We start from the raw sequence: 24,422 nt of genomic DNA, 5'->3' as shown, positions 1-24,422 counted from the left end.
TTTTGTTTATTTATAATATAGAAAGTAAATGAAATTAACGTTGCTCTAAAGGATAAGAGCGGTAACTCCACATTCCATAAACACGTAATGCATCACGATAAATACCTAATAACTCACCATCCGTTGGGATTTTTAATTCTTCGAGTGGGCGATCGTTAGCGGCATACGTATCAAATGTGATCCCTTTAGGACCAGTCTGCCAACTAGCGACTTCAAATAATGCTTGTCCACGGCGAACATGGCTTGCTGAACTAATAATGGTAGCGTGGTCAATATCATGGCGAGCTAATGCATAGCTGCTATATAGTGCGTTTTCTACCGTACTTCTTGCGTAGTTATCTTCAATAATACGCGATTTATTAATCCCATTTTTCACTAACCAATCGGCCATTAACTTACCTTCGGTTTTATGGTTTTTAGGTACGCCGCCAGTTACGACGATGTAAGTGTTAGGGTTCTGTTTCGCCATCGTCAATGTTGCATTAAGTCGATCAATTAAGATGTCGTTCATGCTGCCATCTGGGTTTAAAGCATAACCTAGGGTGATGATTGCGTTATTACCTTTGGTTGGTTTTTTGATTGTATTGCTTAATGGAGTATCAACGATTCTATCAATGGCCGACATGATTTTTTTCAAATCTGCAACGCGACCTTTGTTTAATTGCTCTAGGGCATTTAAATGTTTGGTTACTTCGCTTTTGTTGCCTTTAAAGTTTTGCCAAATAACAAGATATGAATGGGCGTCTACATCATCAGGAGCAACATCTAAAATTTGAGTAAATAGTTCAATCGCTCGGTCTACATTGCTGTTATAAATTTGAGCATTCGCGGCAGAAAACAATAAATCGACACGATACGGTTCAAGTTTATAAGCATCAAGTAAATTGTTAGTGATTATCTCCATGTTGCTTGGCATTATAGCCGTAAACCCAGCATGAGAGATACGAGCCGGATTTTTAAAGATTTGGTAAGCATCATTAAGTAATTGGTCAACAACCTGACGTTGAGAGGTCATCTCTGTGTAATTAATCTGTGGTTGAACCGTATCTAATGCAGCAACGCTTGGTGCCGAGTAGAAAGAACTAGAAAGGATAGCCGCCAAAGAAAGGGTTAAGAGTGTGCGTTTCATAATGATTCCAAAGTTAGCAACAAGAAGAAGTCATCCTACGACTTGATAAAATGGTGTGCTGTGAGCGCAATCGTATTTATTTTTATTTATCAGACTCAAATGTTAATTGTATGAACTAGCGTCACAAGCAATAAGAAATCCAGCCAAAATTAAATCAATTACTCTCTAACTTTTACTTAATTAATTTTGATAATTCCTCAACTTGTAAGGTTAGTCACAGAAACAATTCTCCTTGGGCATCACAATGCGCTTGCTTTCGAACGAGTGTTTAATTTGTTCGTTCAAGCTTTTATCTCCCATCGCAAATATCATAATGGAGTTAACTATGTTTGGTATATTTAAACCCCAAGCACATATAAAACGCCGAGCTCCGGCCGGTATTTTATTTATGGCTCTTGTAACTATTGCGGTGTTGGTCTACTGGTTTAACCCTGCAGGTAATCCAACGATTGATATGATTGCTTTGGTTGGGATGGTGGCTTCATGATTTTAGTGGCTTCTTGTATTTTGTCTATTATATGTTTGCTTTATGCTCTCATAGGTGAAAAGGCACATCATAAAGTAAAAGAGAAAATTGCAATGTAATTAGAAAATATAAAAAGGGCTGTAATAATTACAGCCCTTTAGTCTTTTCGTTTAAGAGGTAAACGTTATAGATAAAGCTTCACAAGGTCACTTGCTTCTACTTCTTTACCTTCAAGTTGTTGGTTCCAGTTTGTACCAACTAAAACACCATCTTCAGATAATGTTACTAGCCAATCTTCAGCGAAGATATCTAGTGGAATTTCTGTTACTTCAAAATCAGCCCACTCTTCAACGTTATGAAATTCAGCGTCTGCTTTGTTAGACCAGAATGGCATTACTTCAGAGTTTTCGAATTCAGTAGACTCAACAGAGATCCAACCTTCTTCGTTATAAAGACTCCAAACTAGCTGTGTTTCTTTCGTTTCTGCAATGAAAAGATCTAGGTTTGCTTGAATATCTGACGTTAATTTGCTCATGATGATGTCTCGATTAAAATAAACACTGTAAATAATAAAGGAATATGAGATTTTTGATACTTAAATTTGACAAAAACTATGCTATAAAACGGGCAGGTAATAAATTTATAACAACAAATTAACTCTAGTGATTTTGTCTTTCTAAGAAATAGTATCCTATGATTAAGGTACTAAAGTGAAATTAATTTGTTGATGCGGTTAAATGGATTTTAGGTGGTTACATGAAAGAGACGCTTATACCTTCTCAAGTAGAGATTAAAACAATTGAAGGCGATGCTTATTCGTTAAATAAATCAGGGGTTCCAACAAAAGTTAATGTTGGACAAAATCTTGAGAAAGACTCGGTCTTGTTTACTGACTATGAGGCGAAAGTTACTGTGCAAATACATGGTAAACTGGTCACGATTGACAAAAATTGCATGAGCTGTCTCGATGAAACGAAACCTGAAGACCCCCTTCAAATACAACCCATTGATGGAAAGGTTGAACTCGATCCTACACAACCTACAGATGGTTTAGATATTGCCGCAATTCAGGCGGCAATTTTAGCAGGGGAAGATCCGACTGAAATCTTAGAAGCGACGGCGGCTGGTGAAGGTGGTGGTTCTGCAAACAATGGTTTTGTTGTTATTGAGTATGGCTATTATTCAGATATCGCAACAACCAATTTCACTACTTCAAATGCCTTTTCTTATGATAATCAAGAATACATTGATAATTTAAGTGGTGGCGATGCGAGCAATCCACCTGCAACTCCAATCATTAGTCCTAATAATTCGGGCCTTACTAAAGAAGATGAAGTTTTAGACTCTTCTGGTCAACTTGCAGTAACGAATCCTCAAAGTAATCTTTCTTATACTTGGTCAATTACAGGCAGCCCAACAAGTGAGTTTGGTACGCTTTCTCTAAATCCAACCACTGGTCAGTGGGAATACACGCTCAATAATAGTGCTTTATCAGTTCAGTCATTAGCTAACGGTCAAATTATTACTGATGTGTTTGAAGTATCCGTTTCTGCTGGTGGAAACCTAACATCAACCCAACAAGTTACAGTAACCATTGTTGGTACCAATGACGATCCTATTATTTCTGGCATTGCGATTGGAGAGTTAACTGAAGGTGATGTTGATGATGCAGATCCAACAGTGAGTGAAACATTGACCGTTGCTGATGTAGATACACTTGATACTCATACTTGGACTATTTTAGAAGGTGGTAATGCAACGTATGGTGTATTAACTATCAATAATGGCGTTTGGGAATATACACTAGATAATTCTCGTGATCAGACTCAAGCGCTTGGTGTGGGCGACTCGGTAACTGAAACATTTACCATTCAAGTTGATGATGGTAATGGTGGTATTACTCAACAAGAAGTTATTATTACAATTAATGGTACTAATGATGAGCCTGTGATTAGCGGCACGAGTACAGGTCGCGTTGTTGAAGACTTAATCGCTTCTGCTGATGGACAATTAACAGCAATCGATGCTGATGCTGGTGATTCGGTATCATGGTCGGTAGCTGACGGTGCTGGCCTTTATGGTGCATTAACTGTCGATGCAACGGGTAAGTGGACTTACACCTTAGATAATAGCTTGGATGTGACTCAAGCTATTTCTAATGGCGAAGTGAAAACCGAAACGTTTGAGATCGTTGCCGATGATGGCAACGGCGGTACCGTAACACATACCGTTACTGTTGAAGTGACTGGCACCAATGACATTCCAGAAATTACAGACACATCCGTGATTGTGGGGGCGGTAGAGCACCGAGCAACAGAAAGTGCGACCGGCGATTTAGCTCTAGAAGATGTCGATACATTAGACACGCACACGTGGACTGTGGAAGCGAACAGTAATGACGAGTTGGGTACGTTCAGCGTTGATGCGAATGGTAAGTGGACATTTGATTTAAACACCGCGTCAGCGAGTGTGATTGCGTTGGGCGTTGGCGAGACGATGGACATCGTCTATGTGGTTCAAGTTGAAGACAACCACGGTGGCATCGATACACAAGAAGTCACTATTACGGTCACAGGCTCAAACGATGGCCAAACCATCAGCGGCACCGATACAGGTGCGGTTGTTGAAGACAGCGTAGGGGTTGCAGAAGGTCAATTAGAAGCAACCGATGCAGATACCACCGATACGCATGCGTGGTCAGTGACTGATGGTGTAGGCACATATGGCGCATTAACCGTTGATGCAACAGGTAAGTGGACTTACACCTTAGATAATGGCTTAGATGTGACTCAAGCTATTTCTAATGGCGAAGTGAAAACAGAAACGTTTGAGATCGTTGCCGATGATGGCAACGGCGGTACCGTAACACATACCGTTACTGTTGAAGTGACTGGCACCAATGACATTCCAGAAATTACAGACACATCCGTGATTGTGGGGGCGGTAGAGCACCGAGCAACAGAAAGTGCGACCGGCGATTTAGCTCTAGAAGATGTCGATACATTAGACACGCACACGTGGACTGTGGAAGCGAACAGTAATGATGAATTGGGTACGTTCAGCGTTGATGCGAATGGTAAGTGGACATTTGATTTAAACACCGCGTCAGCGAGTGTGATTGCGTTGGGCGTTGGCGAGACGATGGATATCGTCTATGTGGTTCAAGTTGAAGACAACCACGGTGGCATCGATACACAAGAAGTCACTATTACGGTTACAGGCTCAAACGATGGCCCAACCATCAGTGGTACGGATACTGGTGCGGTTGTTGAAGACAGCGTAGGGGTTGCAGAAGGTCAATTAGAAGCAACCGATGCAGATACCACCGATACGCATGCGTGGTCAGTGACTGATGGTGCAGGCACATATGGCGCATTAACCGTTGATGCAACAGGTAAGTGGACTTACACCTTAGATAATGGCTTAGATGTGACTCAAGCTATTTCTAATGGCGAAGTGAAAACCGAAACCTTTGAGATCGTTGCCGATGATGGCAATGGCGGTACCGTAACACATACCGTTACTGTTGAAGTGACTGGCACCAATGATCTTCCGAGTGTTGCAGGATCATCAGTAACCTCTGGATATATAACCGAAGAGACTGTTCTGAGTGCAAGCGGCGATCTGTTTGTTGATGATGTCGATACACTAGATTCACACACTTGGACACTGCTTTCTTCAAATACAGATCCTTATGGTTCTATTGTTGTTTCGACTAATGCTGACGGTTCAGGCAAATGGGAATACACCCTGAATAATACCGCTTCACAAGTTCAAGCGTTGGCTAATGGTGAGACTCATACTGTTGAATATCAAATTCAAGTCGATGATGGCCAAGGTGGTTTAACCACCGAAACAGTTTCTATTGAAATAACAGGCACTAATGATGACCCCGTGGTATCTGGTCAAGCCACAGGCTTAGTAAAAGAAGATACGGCAACCCAAACTGAAGCAGAAGGTCAATTGACCGTTGAAGATGTCGACTTAATCGATGTTCACGCTTGGAGTGTAGACAGTAATAGCGGTACTTATGGTTCGATTGCGATTGATCCTGTCACCGGTAAATGGGTTTACACCATAGACAACACATTATCTGCTACTCAAGAATTGATTGAAGGCCAAAGTGTAGAAGATAAGTTCACGGTAACGGTTAATGATAACCAAGGTGGAACCGACACAATTGAAATCGTCATTACTGTGGTTGGTACAAATGGTGTTCCTGTAATTGGTGGCGATACGGTTGGAGAAGTGACAGAGGACATCACACTTACAACAACAGGTACGTTAACTGCAACAGATGAAGACGCTACAAGTTCATTTAATTGGAATATCGTTGGTTCAGATACGGGTACTTACGGTAAGTTTACGCTTGATGCAGCTACTGGAGTTTGGTTATACACCTTAGATAATGATGCAGCTCAATCGCTTGGTGCTGGTGATGATCCGATAAAGGAATACTATACTGTAGAATTAAGTGATGGTGCTGGTGGTGTCATTACAGAAACGATTGAAATTACTATTAACGGAACCAATGATTTACCTGAATTATCGGGTCAAGCTACAGGAGCAGTAAAAGAAGATTCAATTGAAACCACAGAAGGCCAATTAATTGTTGATGATGTTGATTTAAGTGACACTCATACATGGGATGTTCAACCAGCCAGTGGAACCTATGGCTCTATTACTGTTGATGCAAACGGTAAATGGGTTTACACCATAAATAATGCATTAGATGCTACGCAAAAATTGGCTGAGGGAGAGGCGGGTGAAGATAAGTTCATTGTCACGGTTGATGATGGGCAAGGTGGAACGGCTCAAAAAGAAATCGTTATTTCGCTAGAAGGAACTAACGATTTACCTACCGTTGTAGATAGTAATGATACCGGTACTGTCATAGAGGACGGAGTTCAAACGATTTCAGATACCTTAATAGTTAATGATGTAGATGATTCAGATATTCATAATTGGTTTGTTATCGGTGCAGATGAGTCTAAATTAGGTAATTTCTCTATTGATGCAACTACTGGTAAATGGACTTATGTTCTTAAAAATGATGAAGCTCAGCTACTGGCAAAAGATGAAACGGTTGTTGAAAGTTTTGTTGTAGTCGTTGGTGATGGAAATAACGGTTATGCTCAGCATACTGTTGAAGTTACCATCATAGGCACTAATGATAGACCCGAGATTACAGGTAGAACAACAGGTACGGCAGTCGAAGACATTATACCGACAGCAACGGGCGCATTAACTGCAGTTGATGTTGATTTTACAGATACCCATACTTGGCTTGTCGAGGGGGGTGGTGTCGGTAAATACGGAACCATGACGGTAGACGCTGATGGGAACTGGATTTATGCATTAGACCCATCAAATCCTGATACTCAAGCATTAGCTGAGAACCAACAAGAATTTGAAACATTTACCATAGCGGTTGATGATGGCAATGGTGGAACTAACGCCATCATGATCACTGTTGAAGTTTTAGGTACCAACGATGCTCCCGTTATTGGCGGTAAAACAACAAAAACGATTACTGAAGATGGTAATAAAGAGTCAGTTTCTGGGCAATTAACTGATGGTGATGTTGATACGACAGATACCCATGAATGGACATTATTAACCGATTCACAAGGTTTATATGGTTCATTGTCATTAGATACTAATGGTAAGTGGACATACACTATAGATAATTCTCTTGCAGCAACTCAAGGCTTGCTTTCTGGTCAAACCGAAAAAGAAAAATTTATTATTCAAGTCGAAGATCAATATGGTGCAATTGATACCGTTGAAGTGACAGTAAAAGTAAAAGGGACAAATGACACCCCTGAGCTATCTGGTGAGTTAACTGGAATTATAGAAGAAGATTCTGTGATTACTGAGATTGATGGGCAACTGTATCCAGATGATCAAGATATTGGTGATACTCATACATGGTCGTTAGATTCAAGTACAGGTTCGTACGGAACATTGACATTAGATGCTAATGGTAAATGGGTTTATGTTCTTGATAATGATAAAAGTTCAGTGCAGTCATTATCTGAAGGGGAAAGAGTTCAGGATACCTTTACGGTAACCGTTACTGATGGGTTTGGTTCTTCAACCTCAAAAGAAATTATTATCGATGTTATTGGTGATAATGATAAACCATCGATCGCGGGTGCAACAACGGGCAGTACAATTGAGGGCACAGCTGGAAAAGATGTTGCAACCGGTGAGTTAACCGCTGTGGATATCGATAGTTTAGATGATCATACATGGTCAATCCTTACACCTGAGGGTGTTTACGGTGCGTTAAGTATTGATCCGAACACTGGAATGTGGACATACCAACTAGATAATTCAAGACCTGCAACAATCGGGATCTCTTCAGGACAAATCGTTCAAGATAAGTTTGTCGTTGAAGTGGACGATGGAAATGGCGGCACCAATCAAATTGAAGTGATTATTGATATAGCAGGAACAAACAGTTCTCCAGGCATTATCGGTGATCTTACCGGTGAAATAAAAGAAGATGCAACGCCAAATGAAATATCAGGTGATTTACAGTCTGGCGATCTAGATTCTATGGATACATTAGATTGGGAGATAATTGGTTCTGCTGGACAATATGGAACGTTTACTCTTGATGATAATGGGCATTGGACCTACGTTCTTAATAATAATAACAGCACGGTTAATGGCTTAAAAGAAGGTGCGGAACTTGTTGACACCATTACCGTAAAAGTAACGGATTCATTTGGGGAAGTATCTGAGAAAGAAGTTGAAATAACGATTGAAGGGACAAATGATGCTCCATCACTGAGTGGCGCATTAACAGGAACAGTAATAGAAGATCAAACGACAACAATTGAAGGTCAATTAAATAGCTCTGATCCGGATGTAGGCGATATCCATGCGTGGAATTTGCTAAATGGTGTTGGTCAATATGGTTCGCTAACGATGAACTCTAGTGGACGTTGGACATACACCTTGATGAATTCTCTTGCTGCGATTCAAGCTCTTGGTCCAAATGATACTTTTACCGAAACATTTACTGTCACGGTAACTGACTCAATGGGATTAGAATCTACGGACGATATTGTTATCACCATTCAAGGCACTAATGATCTACCGGAGATCACCGGAGGCTTAGCGGGTGAATACATAGAAGATGTTTCCTCGGATATTGTTTCTGGTCAATTAATCGCCACAGATGTTGATGCTGGAGATACAACTAACTTTGAAGACCGAACTTATGTTGGTAACTACGGAACGTTTTATTTAGAAGCTGATGGTTCGTGGCGCTATGAGATCAATAAAGACTCAGCCGCTATTCAATCATTAAATGAAGGTGAAAAGATTTCTGAGACGTTCACTGCTGTTGTCCATGATTCTAACGGTGGATTTACGAGTGAACAGATAGATTTCACCATTATAGGTACTAATGATTTACCTGTTGTGTCAGGTGATAATTCAGCAACCGTGATTGAAGATGCTCAAGACTTTCTTCCTGATGGTGAGACGTTTAATGGTCAATTTACTAAAGTTACAGGTAATGTGATTGCTGATGATATTGATTTAGGTGACGACGTTGTCAGTTGGCAAGTAAGTAATGGCAGCGGTGTTTATGGGATCTTTACCATTGATGCCAACGGTCAATGGACTTACTTATTAGATAACACTGATCCAGATACGAATGCATTGAATTTTGGTGATATAAAAACGGAAACATTCCAGGTTACGGCAACAGATAAACATGGTGGCGTCTCTGAACCGTTCGACGTAACAATTACGATCGAAGGCAACACAGATCCAGGCGGCGGCGGTGGTGGCTCTTATGATGAAACGATTAATATTGATTCAATAGAAGAAGGTGTTGATGGCGATGGAGATGTAATCGGCGGTGGTAGTTCCGGCACGATAGATCTTCCTAGTGGCTGTGAAATTATCAGTGTCGATGGAACCTCCTCGGTTGATGGTGGATTATTTGGTTCATTAACCGTAGATAACAATGGTGATTGGGTTTATAACGTTGCTGATGATAAATCGTATGTAGATTCATTATGTGAAGGCCAAGAAGTTACAGAGAAGTGGGTTGTTACTGTTCAAGTTAGTTGTGTTGAACCTGATGGAACTATTGTAACTAAAACAGAAAAGGTCTTAGTTAATGTCACAATTACAGGTTCTAATGATATCCCTGTGATTATTGCTGACACACCAACAGGTGAGTTAGGAGAGGTGGTTGAAGATAGTATCCTTGAAGTTTCTGGTCAGTTAGAAGTCGTTGATCCTGATACATGTGATAGTCATACATGGTATTTAGTTGATGTCGACGGAAATAAGATTGGAGCTTTAGACTCAAGTGGTGAAAACATAGTAATCCAAGGTACTTATGGAGAGCTAACACTGAATCAAGCAACAGGCGACTGGACGTATGTACTTGATAATGATAACCCACTAGTACAAGCCTTAACGCCAGATCAAATTGAAAAAGAGTATGTACGTGTTGTAGTTGAAGACGATAAAGGTGCAGTTAGTGCAGATTCAACAATAAATATTAATGTAATTGGTGTAGCGGATGACGTTCCTGCGGTTGCTATTATTGAAGATATTGATTTCAAAGAAGATGGAAGCCCATTAACTCAAACTGGGGTGTTAGATGATGTTGCAGGTTTAACACCAGATCTCACTTGGAACCTTGTTACAGGTGATGGTTCATATGGACATTTAACGTTAGATAGCAACGGTAATTGGACCTATGTTTTAGACAATGATTCGTTAGCTGTTCAACAGCTAAATGAAGGCGAAAAGGTTACTGATACCTTTAGCGTTACCGTTGTCGATAAGTTTGGTAAAACGGTTGTTGATGAAAATGGCGACCCGGTAGAAATGATCTTCAAAGTGGAGGTTACAGGCACAAATGATGCGCCAGAGATATCAGGCCAGTTGAATGGAACTATCTCTAATATAGATTCCGATAGCAAAATATCAGGAAACCTTAATGATGGTGATGTAGATACCGGTGATACTCACACTTGGAGTGTAACTGATAACCAAGGTGATTATGGGCGTCTTGTATTAATTAATGGGAAATGGACATATACCTTAGACACCAGTTTAGATGCTGTCAAAGTGTTAGGTGTCGGAGAAACATTAACGGATACTTTTGAAGTGACAGTTAAGGATGCCGCTGGTGAAATGTCTACAGAAACCGTGACAGTAACCATTGACGGGTCGAATTTACCGCCAGAAATAGCTCAAGATGATCAAATTATCATGGAGCTAAAAGAAGATGGAACAATAACCGATTCTAAAACCTTAATCGTAACTGATCCAAATGGTGACGATGTTACTTTTGATGCGAAAACATTAACGGGTACTTACGGTACTTTTACCGTTGATGCTAATGGTGTTTGGACTTACACCTTAGACAATGATGCTGCACATATTCAGGGGCTTAATGAAGGAGAGGTTGTTTCTGAAGTATTTACCGTATTCGCAGTAGATGTTCATGGCGCAAAAACATCTCAACAAGTGACGGTTAATATTACCGGCACAAACGATATCCCTAAAATTTCGGGCATGGACACAGGTTCAGTTGAAGAGGCTGACGGCAGTTCTACTTCTGGAAACTTCGTAACATCAGATGTTGATGTGGGTGATATTGTTACGGCATCTGCTGGAACTCAAGGTTCTTATGGTAGTGTTTCTGTTGATAACGCAACAGGTAAATGGACTTATACGGTTGATGGCACAAATCCAACGGTAGACAGCTTATCAAAAGGTGAGACCCTTACTGACACCATCACTATAATTGCCACCGATAAACTTGGTGCTAGCTCTGAAATGACCATTACCATTACCATTAATGGTGAAAATGATGCGCCAAATCTAGTCGTAACGACACCACCTGAATTAACTGAAGATGTTGGAGCAACAACGCCAGCAACTATTGAAGTAACAGGTAATTGGGATAATGGTGATCCAGACACACTAGATACACACTCATGGCAAGTGTTGAGCGGTGATGCTTTAGGTACATTAACCTTTGAACCAAATGGTGATTATAAATTCGTTGTTGATAATACCGCGTTAGAGATCCAGCAGTTAGGTGTCGGTGAAAAACTAGAATTAACTTATACGGTTAAAGTTACTGATGAACATGGCTTAAGCAGTACGCAAGATATTACCTTTACTGTTAATGGGACAAATGACGATCCTGAAGTGATTAATACTAGTGTTCTCTCTGTTGATATTGAAGAAGATGGTACTTTGACTCAATCTGGACAATTAGATATTACGGATATTGATATTTCAGATACAACGTTTGAGTTTGATGTCATTACTTCTCCAGCAAATGCTTATGGGGCGGTGACTGTTGATGCAAATGGTAAATGGACTTACGTATTAGATAACGATAAAGCACAAGATATCGGTGATGAAACCATAACAGAAACGTACACTATTCAAATCGATGATGGGAATGGCGGTGTAATTACACAAGACGTTACCGTGAATATTACTGGTACAGATGATGATCCGATTATCAATACAGACATAACTCAAGTAACGGAAGGCACTGTTGTGGAAGATGGAACCTTGACTGCAACAGGTCAAGTTTCTTATGTGGATCCTGAAGGGGATCTAATCAATTACAATGTGATTAATCCACCGACTTCACCTTATGGAACCTTTGCTGTAGATGAAAATGGCGTATGGACGTATGAGTTAGATAATACGTTAGCTCAAGAGATTGGCGCTGCAGGGACTCAAGAAACGTATACTATTGAAGTAACCGATCAAACTGGTGGAACAATACAGCAAGTCATCACTATCAATATAACAGGTGAAAATGATGCACCAACGATTAATGCATCGAGCGTAATCATTGGAAGTGTTGAAGAAGATGGTACCGCAACGGCTATTGGTCAATTAGATGTGTCAGATATTGATTTAACTGATACCAGTTTTTCTTACACGGTTATATCGGGTCCAAATACAGCGACAACACCAGGTAATATTGTAGGTCTATATGGTGCTTTAACCGTTGATGGTAATGGTGAGTGGACCTATTTACTTGATAACGATAAAGCACAAGTGCTAGGTGATACGATTGCAAAAGAAATATTCACAATCGAAATTTCAGATGGTAATGGTGGAACGGTAACTCAAGATATTACCGTTAGTGTGACTGGTCATGATGATCAACCTATTGTTGATGCCGGAGCAACGCAAGAAACGACAGGAACGGTTGTCGAGGATGGCGAATTGCATGTTGAAGGTACAATTAAATATCTAGACCCTGAGGGGACGGATGTTGGTTATAGTGTTTCAACTTCATCTGTACCTACCTATGGAACATTTAGTGTTAATCCAACATCAGGAAAATGGGAATACGACTTAGACAATACATTAGCACAAGCCATTGGTGCTGATGGGGCACAAGAGTCTTTAATTATTGATGTAACTGATGCAACAGGTCAGGTAACCCAGCAAGTAATAACCATTAATATTACCGGTGAAAATGACTTACCAGTAATTACTGGAACCAGTACTGCAGATGTAAAAGAAGGCGTTGTTGAAACGGTTACAGGCCAATTAAATGCAACCGACATAGAGAGTGATCCAATCACATGGCAAATTGCCTCTACCTCATCAGCAACAGGTACTTATGGAACGTTAAATATAAATGCTGCTGGGCTATGGACATATGTATTGCTTGAAGACAGCACATTGGCACTAGCTGCTGATACGACAGATGAGTTTATCGTAGAAGCATCGGATGGAAAAGGTGGGATTACCCAACAAGTCATCACTGTTGCCGTCGCTGTTCCTAATGTGATTCAAGGTGTATCGGGCTCAGATATTTTAACAGGGACTACCAATGATGAATTCTTATTTGGTAATCCATTAGACTTATCTGATGTAGGCACCGCAGATACATTTGCTTGGACTAATGCATCTATTGGTGGTGATTTAGCAAGAGATGTAATTAAAGATTTTGACCTTAATAGTGACAAAATTGATTTAAGTGATATTGCTGATATTACAACGGTATGGGATCTCTCTTTATTAGCCTCTCAAATTCAGATTACAGAAGTTGATGGTAATACAGAGATATACATAAATGAAAGTGGCAATACGGTTCAAACGATTGTAGTGGATGGTATTACTTTAGATGAATTAGCAGGAGAGCCAACAGGCTCAATGACAGATGAAGAAAAACTTAACGCTCTGACAAATTCAGGTCATCTAGTCGTCTCTGATAACTATGGTAACGATGCAGACAATGTATTATACGCTTCAGGTCAAAATGATATTTTAACTGGTGGTGGCGGTAACGATATATTCTATTTCGCAGATGAAATTGCAGGCAGTTCGGTTTCGCCTGCTCAAACATCGATTGCTGATTTTGCCGTTGAAGGAGTAGCTGCTAATAATGAAGCTGATATTCTCGATTTAGCAGAGTTACTTCCTGATTCAATTCAAGCAAACTCAACAATGGATGATATGTTGCAGCACATTAATGTAAATATTGATGATGGTAATTCGCAAACCGTATTATCGGTGACTGATGATCTAGGAAATCAAACCGACATAACCTTACAAGGTGTTGATAGCACAACACTTGGAATTTCTGATTTAGGCTCAATGAGTGATCAAGATATTTTGAGTACGATCTATAATGATTTCAACATGTTTAAAGTAGATTGATAGCGTTTAGTTGATGTAAATAAAAAGGCGAGAAGGGGTTACCTATCTCGCCTTTTTTAATCAATAATGTTCTTAGTTGCTTGAATTATACCAATCACAGTAAGTAAGTGATCAGAAATAACGCAGGAAAAATGCTTGAGAACAAGGCGAAATTTTATGATAAGTAGTTATTCTACAATCAAAAATTTTAACGTAGTTATCGAGCATTTTAACCAGTTAGGATGATCAGTTATTTACTACGATTGGTATTATATGTCGTTACAGAGCAATTACACCACGCGACAAGCAAAACCTTTAAGGTAGAAACCTTCAGGGTAAGCTGAATCAAGAGGGTGATCCGCTGCTTGCTCAAAACGTTCAACAAATTGTACCGTGCGGTGTGCATCTAGTGCCGCATCGGCAATGATTTTTTGGAATAAGCCAGCATCCATTAAACCAGAACAAGAATATGTTAGTAACGTGCCACCTGGATTAAGAATTTGCATTGCAAGCATATTGATGTCTTTATAGCCACGACATGCACCAGTTAGCTGGTTTTTAGATTCAGCGAATTTTGGTGGGTCCATGATAACAACATCAAATTTAGTGCCGTTATCACGGTATTCACGTAATAGCTTAAATACGTCAGCGTTTAAGAATTCAGCTTTAGATAAATCAAAACCATTAATTTCAGTGTTGTTCTTCGCATTATCAAGCGCTAGTTGAGAAACATCCGCATTAATAACGTGTTTAGCGCCACCTTTAAGCGAATACAAACCAAAACCACCCGTGTAAGAGAAACAGTTAAGTACTGTTTTGTCTTTTACGTATTTGCATGAACGCTCACGGCTATCACGTTGATCAAGATAGAAGCCTGTTTTGTGGCCATTGACGATATCAACGCTAATTTTAACGCCATTCTCTTCAATGATTACAGACTCTGGTGGCTCTTCACCGTGTAGAACGCCAGTACGTTGTTTTAGACCTTCTTTTTTACGAACAGAAACATCAGAACGCTCATAAATATTGCAATCAGGGTAGCTCTCGATTAACGCTTCAACTAATAAATCTTTAGTCGCTTCAGCACCAGCACTCAAAAGCTGACACACAAAGTAATTTTGGTAACGATCAATTGTAATGCCTGGTAAACCATCAGATTCAGCAGCGATTAGACGATAGCCAGTCAGACCTTCACGCTCAGCAAGAACATCACGTAAGCCTTGTGCTTGATTTAAACGACGAACAAAGAAATCTTTATCAATCGCTTCATTTTTATCAAATGTCCAAACACGAGCACGAATTTGAGATTGTGGAGAAAATGCACCACGAGCCAGCCATTCACCGCTGTTTGAATAGATCTCAACTGTTTCACCTAGCTCTGCTTTCCCATCAATGCGGTCAATACCGCGAGAGAAGATCCAAGGGTGACGACGACGTAATGATTTATCACGTCCTTTTGCTAAATAAATTGAAACAGTCATGTTTGATGCTCGATTACGAAAAATAGAAGGCTATTCTCTGTGAACTATCTCATAAAAGCAATGAATAATAAGAGAGGGTATGGAAAGTATACTGAAAAGAAGAGATTGAATTGGCAGAAAAATGGAGAGGGGGTTAACCTCTCCATGCTAAGTAAATTATTTGTGATTAATTAACTGTAAAAAGCTCAAGCTGAGAGCGTTGCTTCTCAGCCAACTCAGATAAGAAGTTCGACGCTTTACTCGACTCCTCAATTCCCGTTACATTTTGATTAATAATATCTTTGATACCAACAACAGTACCGCTGATCTCTTCAACCGCATTAGATTGTTGTAATGCTGCCGATGCCATTTCAGTCGAGTTACTATAAATAGACTGAATTGCAGTATTAATATCAGTTAAGTGTTCATAAGATTGAATTGAAGTTTCACGAGTTACCGTAATGGTATCCAAGCATAGGTCTACTTTTTCACTCGCATCGACGGAATGCGCTTGCAGTTCCGAAATGATTTTCTGAATATGAACGGTAGATTGCTGTGTTTTACCTGCTAGGTTTCTTACTTCATCAGCAACAACAGCAAAGCCACGGCCCATCTCGCCAGCACGTGCCGCTTCGATTGCCGCATTTAATGCTAATAAATTGGTTTGCTCTGAAATATTATTAATTACAGTAGCAACTTCTTCAATGCTTACACAGTGAGTTCGTAAATTCTCAACAACCAGAGCAGTCTCTGTTAATTGCTCGGTTAAATCATCCGCACGGCTCTTGTTTTGCTCTGCAATTTCTTGGCCTAATTGACATAGTGACGCCGCGTCAGTTGCTCGCACTTCAGTGTTTTTAGCAGAACTTGCCACTAAGTTTGAAGAGGCAGACAGCTCTGTTACTGCAGCCGCAATCTGTTCAATTTGAGCGCTTTGCTCTTCAGCATTACTCGAACTTTGTGTCATAACACAAGCCAGCTCAGTGGAAGAGGAAGCAACATCGTTACTTTGCTCTCTTACCGCGCTGACCATTTTAGCCATATTACTAATTGATGAATCTAAATTCATAGCAAGCACAGCTAATTCATTACTACCAGATAAATGGGTTGGAGTGGCTAAATGCTGCTGAGCCATCGCTGAAATGGTTGCTGATATACGACTAAGTACACTATTAAGGCTACGAGCTAGCAAGAAGGCAATAATTGATGAGAGTAAAGCCGCACCAAACCATGACCAAATCTGAGTATGTTGCACGTTTTGGCTTGCATTTAATGATTGTTGGTTTAAGTTTTGAGTATGCTTAATTTGTCGTAAACCAGTGGCAGAGATGATCTTAGTCGCATCACCTACAATAGCGCTGCGCAGTTTTGATTCATTCTTTGTTTTGGTAATTGTATCAATAGCTAGATAATATAAATTTTCATATTGACTAAAAGTTTGAGTTTTAAAATTATTGATTGCTTCAATATGATTATATTTGGTTAAAAAAGCATTAATACTTGCTAAATGTTTATCTGCTACCGTTTGCTCTGCTAAGTTTCGACCACCTACAATTCTACTTAAAGCATCATAGAATTTTTCGATATCGGTAGAAAACGAAAGGCTTAGAGTATCCCATTCTGGTTCAGCGTTTCCGTAAATACGGCTTGTTGAAGTAAGTGTGTTAATTAATGGTTGCCAGAATTCTGGTGTGTCTAGGTAGGCTTGATGTAGTGTAATTAATAGATCAATGGATATATTTAAACTACTTTCATAATCGGAAAATAATGTTTGAAGTCGTTGAAGATCGGCTCTTCCATCTTGAGATAACATCTTTGATGTAAGAATTGAGGTTTCAATATGCTGTTCTGCAGTTACGAAAGCATCATGCAAGCCTATCTGGGCTTTAAGCATTTCATCACCCGCTTCAGACATAGTATCTCGGTTATGTACGCGGATTTCTTGCCAGTAAAATCGTAATTGCTCTATTTCGGAACTTAATGTTGCTCGTTGTCCTGTTTGTATAATGTTATTTTCTACTATCGTATTGCGTGAGTTAATGAGAAAAGCAACAATAGCGAAAAGTACTAACGATACGATAACAGGAATTGATAATAAGGTAAGTAATGGTTTGTTGAGCGATGTTTTTATTAAAAATGATTGGTTCACGTGGTCTCTCCTGATTATATGCTGATCTTTATTTGTTTTTCACATAATCAAAAATATTGTCTATATAGCCATCGGATTGTACAGATAGCAAGCATTTCACTCTGAAATAACTTGGCTGTGAATTTATAGTAAATAAAAAAATTAAATGTGATCTATATCTGATTTTTTTTGCGAGTTTTCCTTGTATTTGTAACGAAATGTACAATATCGTCAAAAAAAAGTTGACACTTTTGTTTTGGTTAGTTGATGTGCTTATGAAGTTTTTTTACTATCTATAAAAAATGCAGTAATAAAATCAATTATTACTGCATTAAATTATTAAGATGTCGGATTTTTAGCGATTTAAGCTTTCAATCCATTAAGAAGTAATTCTAGATCTTGGCCTTTTAAGCGTAATTGCTCAATGTTAGATTCAGAATCTTTAATCATTTGGTGAACTTGATTCGATTGAGTACGAACGTCTTCAACGGTGGAAGCAATACTCATTGCTACTTCGCCTTGTTGGCTTGCCGCGGTTGCAATCTCATTATTACTTTGAGCTATTGTATTATTACGATCGGCAATATTTGAAATATCGTTATTTACCTGCTGCATTAACTCTTGGCCAGTTTCAGCATTACTCACCGTATTCGATGTTAGTGTTAATAATGATTTACTGTTTGTTTGCAGTGCTTCTATCATTGCTTGGATCTCAACCGTTGCTTGTTGAGTTCGGCTTGCTAATGTACGAACTTCATCTGCAACGACAGCAAATCCACGACCTTGTTCACCTGCTCGGGCTGCTTCAATCGCAGCATTTAAGGCTAATAAGTTTGTCTGTTGTGAAATACCGTTGATGGTTGCAACGGCATCATCAATTTTGGCTGCATTGCTGTCTAGCTCTTGTACCGCATGTGCAGCTTGATTGATTTCTTCCGATAAATGACGAATTGCTTGTACTGCAGAATCGACCTGAGATTGGCCAAAGCGAGCCGAATCCATTGCATCTGTAGATTGAGAAGAAGCTTCGTGAGTGTAATTAGCCACTTCTTGAATTGATGTCGCCATCTCTTCTGTTGCACTAGATAGAAGGTCAAGTTGCGCTAACTGTTTGTCAGAGGCATCTGAGCTTTTATGGCTGTTTTGACTTAATTCCGAGCTCATTTGCTGAATAAGAGCCACTGACTCTTGCATAGCCAATACTAATTGTTGTTCACGGTCTGCTAATTTATCAATGGTAATCGCAATAGTACTGAACTCATCTCGTACAGGAAAATAGTTCATACGCTGTGTTAAATCACCAGACTCCAGTGTTTCTAATGCTTTATTCATAGCAAACATCGCACCGCCAATGAAGGTCATAATGTAATAAACACTAATAGCCATGACTAATAAAACCACGATGATTAAAGAGACTTGTAACGCAGATAATGCAGACCAAAGCGTCACATTAGAATTAGCACTGATGCTATAATTTCCAGAGTTAACAGCAGCACTGTGCTCGCCAGAGCCAACAGAAAACTCAGCTGATTGAGACAAAAGGGTGACGGCATCTTGACGAGAAACTTGTTGTTGCTCCAACATAGAAGCAATAAATTGAACTTCATGCTCTAATGTTTCAGCCATCATGCTATCAGCAGCAGAATCCATAATTGCTGTTAGACTTAAAAGGGCGATAATAGGAAGTAAGAAAAGTAAATAGAACTTTTCTTGAATTTTTAGATGGATAAGGTATTTGTCAATCCAACGAAACGCTGATTCTTTCATATGAGATCCGTATATATGAGGGGAAATTGATAATATCTCATAATTAAGAAAAATTTGGTATGAATTACACTTATAGGTGAAGTATGTCGCAAAAATCAGTTAAATTTACTGTAAAGGGAAAAGTACAGCGGGTTGGTTTTCGTTTTCATACCGCACATACTGCATTGAAACTAGGGTTAACTGGTTATGCTCGAAATCAAGCTGATGGATCGGTTGAAGTGCTGGCTTGTGGAGAAGAAGAAAAGATAAATGCGTTAGCTGAATGGCTAAGATCTGGGCCTCAATTGGCTCGTGTCAATTCACTTGAGCAAGTTGAAACCCAGTGGCAAGCGTTATCTGATTTTAAAATGTATTAAAACCATCGGACTCTTTTAAATAAACAATTATAGGCATTTTGCAGGTTTTGGTAAGCCAGCTAATTTAGTGGCTTGTTTTGCAGGGCCTAATTTGAATAACGTAAATAGATATTTGCTGTTGCCTTTTTCTGGCCCGTGTTCTTTTTCCATTGCTTTGACTAGCATGCGAACCGCTGGTGAAGTTTTAAACTCTTCATAAAAAGAGCGAACAAAACGAACCACTTCCCAATGCGCTTCTGTTAATTCAATGTTTTCTTCCGCAGCTAACATAGGCACTAAGTCCTCACACCAATCGGTATGATTCATTAAGTACCCTTGAGCATCGCGTTCAATATGCTTACCGTTAAATTCCATACAACTATCTTAATGGTTAGGATTAATCTATTGAGTTTAGCAAACAGATATCAGTTCGAGCAATCGAGAATTATTACATTTAAGTAAAACAGATTTTTATCTCTCAAAGGCAGATAACACAAAGAATGTGATAGAATTACCACAGTTAATGAATAATAAAAGATTCAGTAGGATATATTTTGAGTCAATCAAATCAAAATTCAGCAACCACACTTAGAAAAGCCTTAAGTGAATGTATGCTGCGTGACCGTTTTCGCCTAAGTAAACGCATTCAAGGCGCATCACGAATAAAAAAAGAAGAATCAAGAAATGCCGTGTTTGATGAAATAGCATTAGACATCGCACAATCTATGCAGGTTGCTAATAACCGTGAAGCCGATCGTCCAACGATTCAATACCCAGATCTGCCTGTTAGTCAAAAGAAAGACGAAATAGCAGAAGCAATTGCGAATAACCAAGTGGTTATCGTTGCAGGTGAAACGGGCTCAGGTAAAACCACACAGTTACCAAAAATTTGTTTGGAATTAGGCCGAGGTAAATTTGGTAATATTGGTCATACACAGCCACGTCGTCTAGCTGCTCGTTCTGTTGCTGATCGTATTGCCGAAGAGATGGAAACCGAGCTAGGTAGACATGTTGGTTATAAAGTTCGATTTAATGATCAAGTCTCTGAACGCACTCAAGTTAAATTGATGACGGATGGTATCTTACTTGCGGAGATCCAAAACGACAGATACTTAAATCAATACGACACCATTATTATCGATGAAGCGCACGAACGCAGTCTAAATATCGATTTTATCATGGGTTACTTGCGTGAGTTATTGCCAAAGCGTCCAGATTTAAAAATCATCATTACTTCGGCCACCATCGATCCTGAACGTTTTTCAAAGCACTTTAATAATGCACCTATTATTGAAGTATCAGGGCGAACTTACCCAGTTGAAACACGTTATCGTCCAATTGTTGAAGATGGCGATGATACTGATAGAGATCAGCTTGAAGCCATTTTTGATGCCGTCGATGAATTATGTGAAGAAGGGTTAGGGGATATTCTGTTGTTTATGACGGGTGAGCGAGAAATTCGTGATACCGCAGAAGCATTAGAAAAACGTAACTTACGAGACACTGAAATTGTGCCTTTATACGCACGTTTATCATCTCAAGAGCAAAATCGTGTTTTCCAACCTCACGCAGGTCGTCGAATTGTACTGGCAACCAACGTGGCTGAAACCTCGCTAACGGTTCCGGGAATAAAGTACGTCATCGACCCGGGTACGGCACGTATTAGTCGCTATAGTTACCGTACTAAAGTGCAGCGTCTACCAATTGAAGCGATCTCTCAAGCGAGTGCGAATCAGCGTAAAGGTCGTTGTGGTCGTGTGTCGGAAGGTGTGTGTATTCGTCTGTATTCAGAAGAAGACTTTATTGCCCGCCCAGAGTTTACCGATCCTGAAATTTTACGTACTAACTTAGCCTCTGTTATTTTACAAATGACAGCACTTGGTTTAGGTGACATTCAAGCCTTCCCGTTTGTAGAAGCGCCAGATAATCGTAACATTCAAGATGGTGTAAAGCTGCTTGAAGAGCTAGGTGCGATTAATGCTAATGCAAAAGATCCTAAAAAACGTCTAACAAAAGTAGGCCGAGAGTTAGCCCGCTTACCGATAGATCCACGTTTAGCTCGTATGGTATTAGAAGCACCAAAATACAATGCCCTACAAGAAGTCATGATCATTGCGGCTGCGTTATCAATTCAAGATCCACGCGAGCGCCCAAGTGATAAAAAACAACAATCTGATGATAAGCATAAACGCTTTAACCATGAAGATTCTGATTTCTTAACGTTTGTAAATGTATGGCAGCATGTAAAAGAGCAGCAAAAAGCCCTTTCAAGTAATCAGTTTAGAAAGCAATGCCGTAAAGACTTCTTAAACTATTTACGTGTACGTGAATGGCAAGATGTTCACTATCAATTAAGCCAAGTAATGAAAGAGCTTAACTATAAAGTGAATCAAGAAGCAGCAGGCTACCAAGGAGTTCATACGGCAATTTTAGCCGGTATGCTTTCTCATATTGGTCAAAAAGATCAAGAGAAGAATGAGTATCAAGGTGCTCGTAATGCGCGTTTCCATATATTCCCAGCGTCTGGTTTATTTAAGAAACAACCGAAATGGGTAATGGTCGCAGAGCTAGTAGAAACCTCGAAGCTTTGGGGCCGAATTGTTGCAAAAATTCAACCTGAGTGGATTGAACCATTAGCCGGTCATTTAATTAAGCGAAGCTACAGTGAACCGCATTGGTCGAAAAAATCAGCGGCAGTAATGGCTTACGAAAAAGTGACCATTTATGGCATTCCAATCGTACCTAAGCGCCAGATTAATTACGGTTCAATTGATGCGCCTGTGTGTCGTGAAATATTTATTCGTTCAGCGCTCGTTGAAGGGGATTGGAATACCAATCATAAATTCTTTAAAGACAACCGCAAGCTATTGCAAGAAGTTGAAGAGTTAGAGCATAAGTCTCGTCGTCGCGATATCTTGGTCGATGATGATCAATTGGCCGATTTTTACGATCAACGCGTAGGGACAGAGGTGGTTTCTGGCCGTCACTTTGATACGTGGTGGAAAAAAGCACAAAAAGAGACGCCTGAATTACTTAATTTTGAAAAAGAGATGTTGTTCCGTGGTGACGCAAGCCATGTAACGGATCTTGATTATCCAAATTTCTGGCATCAAGGTAATTTAAAGCTGAAACTTAGTTATCAGTTTGAGCCGGGGCAAGACAGCGATGGTGTCACTGTTCATGTACCATTGCCAATTTTAAACCAAGTAACCATGGATGGCTTTGATTGGCAGATCCCAGGGTTGCGTCATGAATTGGTTGTTGCGTTAATTAAGTCCTTACCAAAAACGATTCGTCGTAATTTTGTGCCAGCACCAAACTATGCAGATGCATTTTTATCTCGTTCAACGCCATTTGATGCACCGTTATTAGACAGCCTTGAAAAAGAGCTACGTCGTATGACAGGGGTAGAAGTGTTACGTGAAGATTGGAAGTTAGAACAAATTCCAGATCATTTAAAAGTAACTTACCGAGTGGTTGATCACCGTAATCGTAAATTAAAAGAAAGCCGCGATCTGTTTGAGCTGAAAGACGGTTTAAAAGACAAAGTTCAAGAAACCTTATCTCAAGTTGCAGATGATGATATTGAACAAAAAGGGCTTAAAACATGGAGCTTTGGTGAACTGCCAACGCTTTATAAGCAGAAACGTGGTGGCTTTGAAGTAAAAGCGTATCCAGCGATTGTTGATGGTAAAGACAGCGTTGAAATAAAACTGTTTGAAACAGAAGAAGAACAACATAATGCAATGAAGGCAGGCCAGCGTCGCTTAATTCTTCTTAATGTACCATCGCCAATTAAGTACCTGCATAGCAATTTACCAAATAAGTCAAAACTAGGGCTGTACTTTAACCAATATGGTCGAGTAATGGACCTGATTGATGACTGTATTGCTTGCGGTATTGATAAATTAATCGAAGAGAAGGGTGGCCTTGCGTGGGAGCCTGAAGCATTCGAGAAAATGAAAGAGTACATTCGCGCTGAGCTGGGCGATACGGTTGTTGAGATAGCAAAACAAGTTGAAACGATTTTGACCACAGCGTTCCAGATCCAGAAAAAGTTAAAAGGTCGTGTTGATTTAAGCATGGCATTTGCACTTTCTGACATCAAAGCACAAATCGAGAACCTTATCTTTAAAGGATTCGCGACAGAGTGTGGTTGGAAGCGATTAGCAGATATTCATCGTTATATGAAAGCGATTGAGCGTCGAATGGAAAAATTACCAATTGACCCTAATCGAGATCGAATGCATCTACTTAAAGTGGAAGGGATTAATAATGACTACAAAGAGTTATTAAATAAAATTCCTAAAGGGCAACCAATTCCAGATAAAGTCAAAGAGATTCGATGGATGATTGAAGAGCTGCGAGTGAGCTATTTTGCACAGCAACTTGGGACACCGTATCCAGTTTCTGATAAACGAGTCAAAAATGCCATTGCTGATTGCTAAGGTATCCCCTAGACTAT

Annotated in this window: 9 protein-coding genes and 1 pseudogene; 4 read left to right on the top strand and 6 right to left on the bottom strand. The window is 39.7% G+C overall.

Annotated elements, in window-relative coordinates; genetic code table 11:
• Positions 1-34 precede the first annotated feature (34 nt).
• Positions 35-1,129 (bottom strand): YdcF family protein, encoded by a 1,095-nt coding sequence (locus PVK70_RS03185; RefSeq protein ID WP_130047915.1) that lies wholly within the window; start codon positions 1,127-1,129, stop codon positions 35-37.
• Between the two features lie 361 nt (positions 1,130-1,490).
• Between PVK70_RS03185 and glpT the strand changes: the two are divergent.
• Positions 1,491-1,714 (top strand): annotated as a pseudogene (gene glpT / locus PVK70_RS03180) (glycerol-3-phosphate transporter); the annotation flags it as partial.
• A gap of 65 nt (positions 1,715-1,779) precedes the next feature.
• Here glpT and PVK70_RS03175 read toward each other — a convergent pair.
• Positions 1,780-2,130 (bottom strand): DUF2750 domain-containing protein, encoded by a 351-nt coding sequence (locus tag PVK70_RS03175; RefSeq protein WP_130047916.1) that lies wholly within the window; start codon positions 2,128-2,130, stop codon positions 1,780-1,782.
• A 221-nt stretch (positions 2,131-2,351) separates the two neighbouring features.
• Here PVK70_RS03175 and PVK70_RS03170 point away from each other — a divergent pair, with 221 nt between their 5' ends.
• A complete protein-coding gene (locus PVK70_RS03170; RefSeq protein ID WP_130047917.1) occupies positions 2,352-14,288 on the top strand; it encodes a retention module-containing protein in 11,937 nt (3,978 codons plus the stop codon).
• A 269-nt stretch (positions 14,289-14,557) separates the two neighbouring features.
• On the opposite strand, the gene PVK70_RS03165 is transcribed toward PVK70_RS03170, so the two are convergent.
• The 3 genes from PVK70_RS03165 to PVK70_RS03155 form a co-directional block, all read right to left on the bottom strand.
• Positions 14,558-15,748 (bottom strand): class I SAM-dependent methyltransferase, encoded by a 1,191-nt coding sequence (locus PVK70_RS03165; RefSeq protein WP_130047918.1) that lies wholly within the window; start codon positions 15,746-15,748, stop codon positions 14,558-14,560.
• A gap of 166 nt (positions 15,749-15,914) precedes the next feature.
• Positions 15,915-17,876 carry a methyl-accepting chemotaxis protein gene (locus PVK70_RS03160; RefSeq protein WP_130047919.1) on the bottom strand — a complete coding sequence of 654 codons (1,962 nt, stop codon included), beginning with the start codon at positions 17,874-17,876 and terminating at the stop codon, positions 15,915-15,917.
• A gap of 342 nt (positions 17,877-18,218) precedes the next feature.
• On the bottom strand, positions 18,219-19,622 hold the full coding sequence (locus PVK70_RS03155) for a methyl-accepting chemotaxis protein (protein ID WP_130047920.1): 1,404 nt from the start codon (positions 19,620-19,622) through the stop codon (positions 18,219-18,221).
• An 83-nt stretch (positions 19,623-19,705) separates the two neighbouring features.
• On the opposite strand from PVK70_RS03155, the gene yccX reads away from it, so the two are divergent.
• Positions 19,706-19,978: an acylphosphatase gene (yccX, locus tag PVK70_RS03150; RefSeq protein ID WP_130047921.1), complete on the top strand. Its 273-nt coding sequence runs from the start codon at positions 19,706-19,708 to the stop codon at positions 19,976-19,978.
• A gap of 27 nt (positions 19,979-20,005) precedes the next feature.
• Here yccX and PVK70_RS03145 read toward each other — a convergent pair whose 3' ends face one another.
• Positions 20,006-20,332 carry a TusE/DsrC/DsvC family sulfur relay protein gene (locus tag PVK70_RS03145; RefSeq protein ID WP_130047922.1) on the bottom strand — a complete coding sequence of 109 codons (327 nt, stop codon included), beginning with the start codon at positions 20,330-20,332 and terminating at the stop codon, positions 20,006-20,008.
• Positions 20,333-20,568: 236 nt separating this feature from the next.
• On the opposite strand from PVK70_RS03145, the gene hrpA reads away from it, so the two are divergent.
• Positions 20,569-24,405 (top strand): ATP-dependent RNA helicase HrpA, encoded by a 3,837-nt coding sequence (gene hrpA, locus PVK70_RS03140; protein ID WP_242504776.1) that lies wholly within the window; start codon positions 20,569-20,571, stop codon positions 24,403-24,405.
• Positions 24,406-24,422 lie beyond the last annotated feature (17 nt).

Origin of the sequence: Aliivibrio sp. A6, assembly GCF_028765505.1 — a bacterium.
Lineage (GTDB): Bacteria > Pseudomonadota > Gammaproteobacteria > Enterobacterales > Vibrionaceae > Aliivibrio > Aliivibrio finisterrensis_A.
Note: the sequence above shows the minus strand (reverse complement) of the source record. Positions and strands in the feature narration are given on the sequence as shown.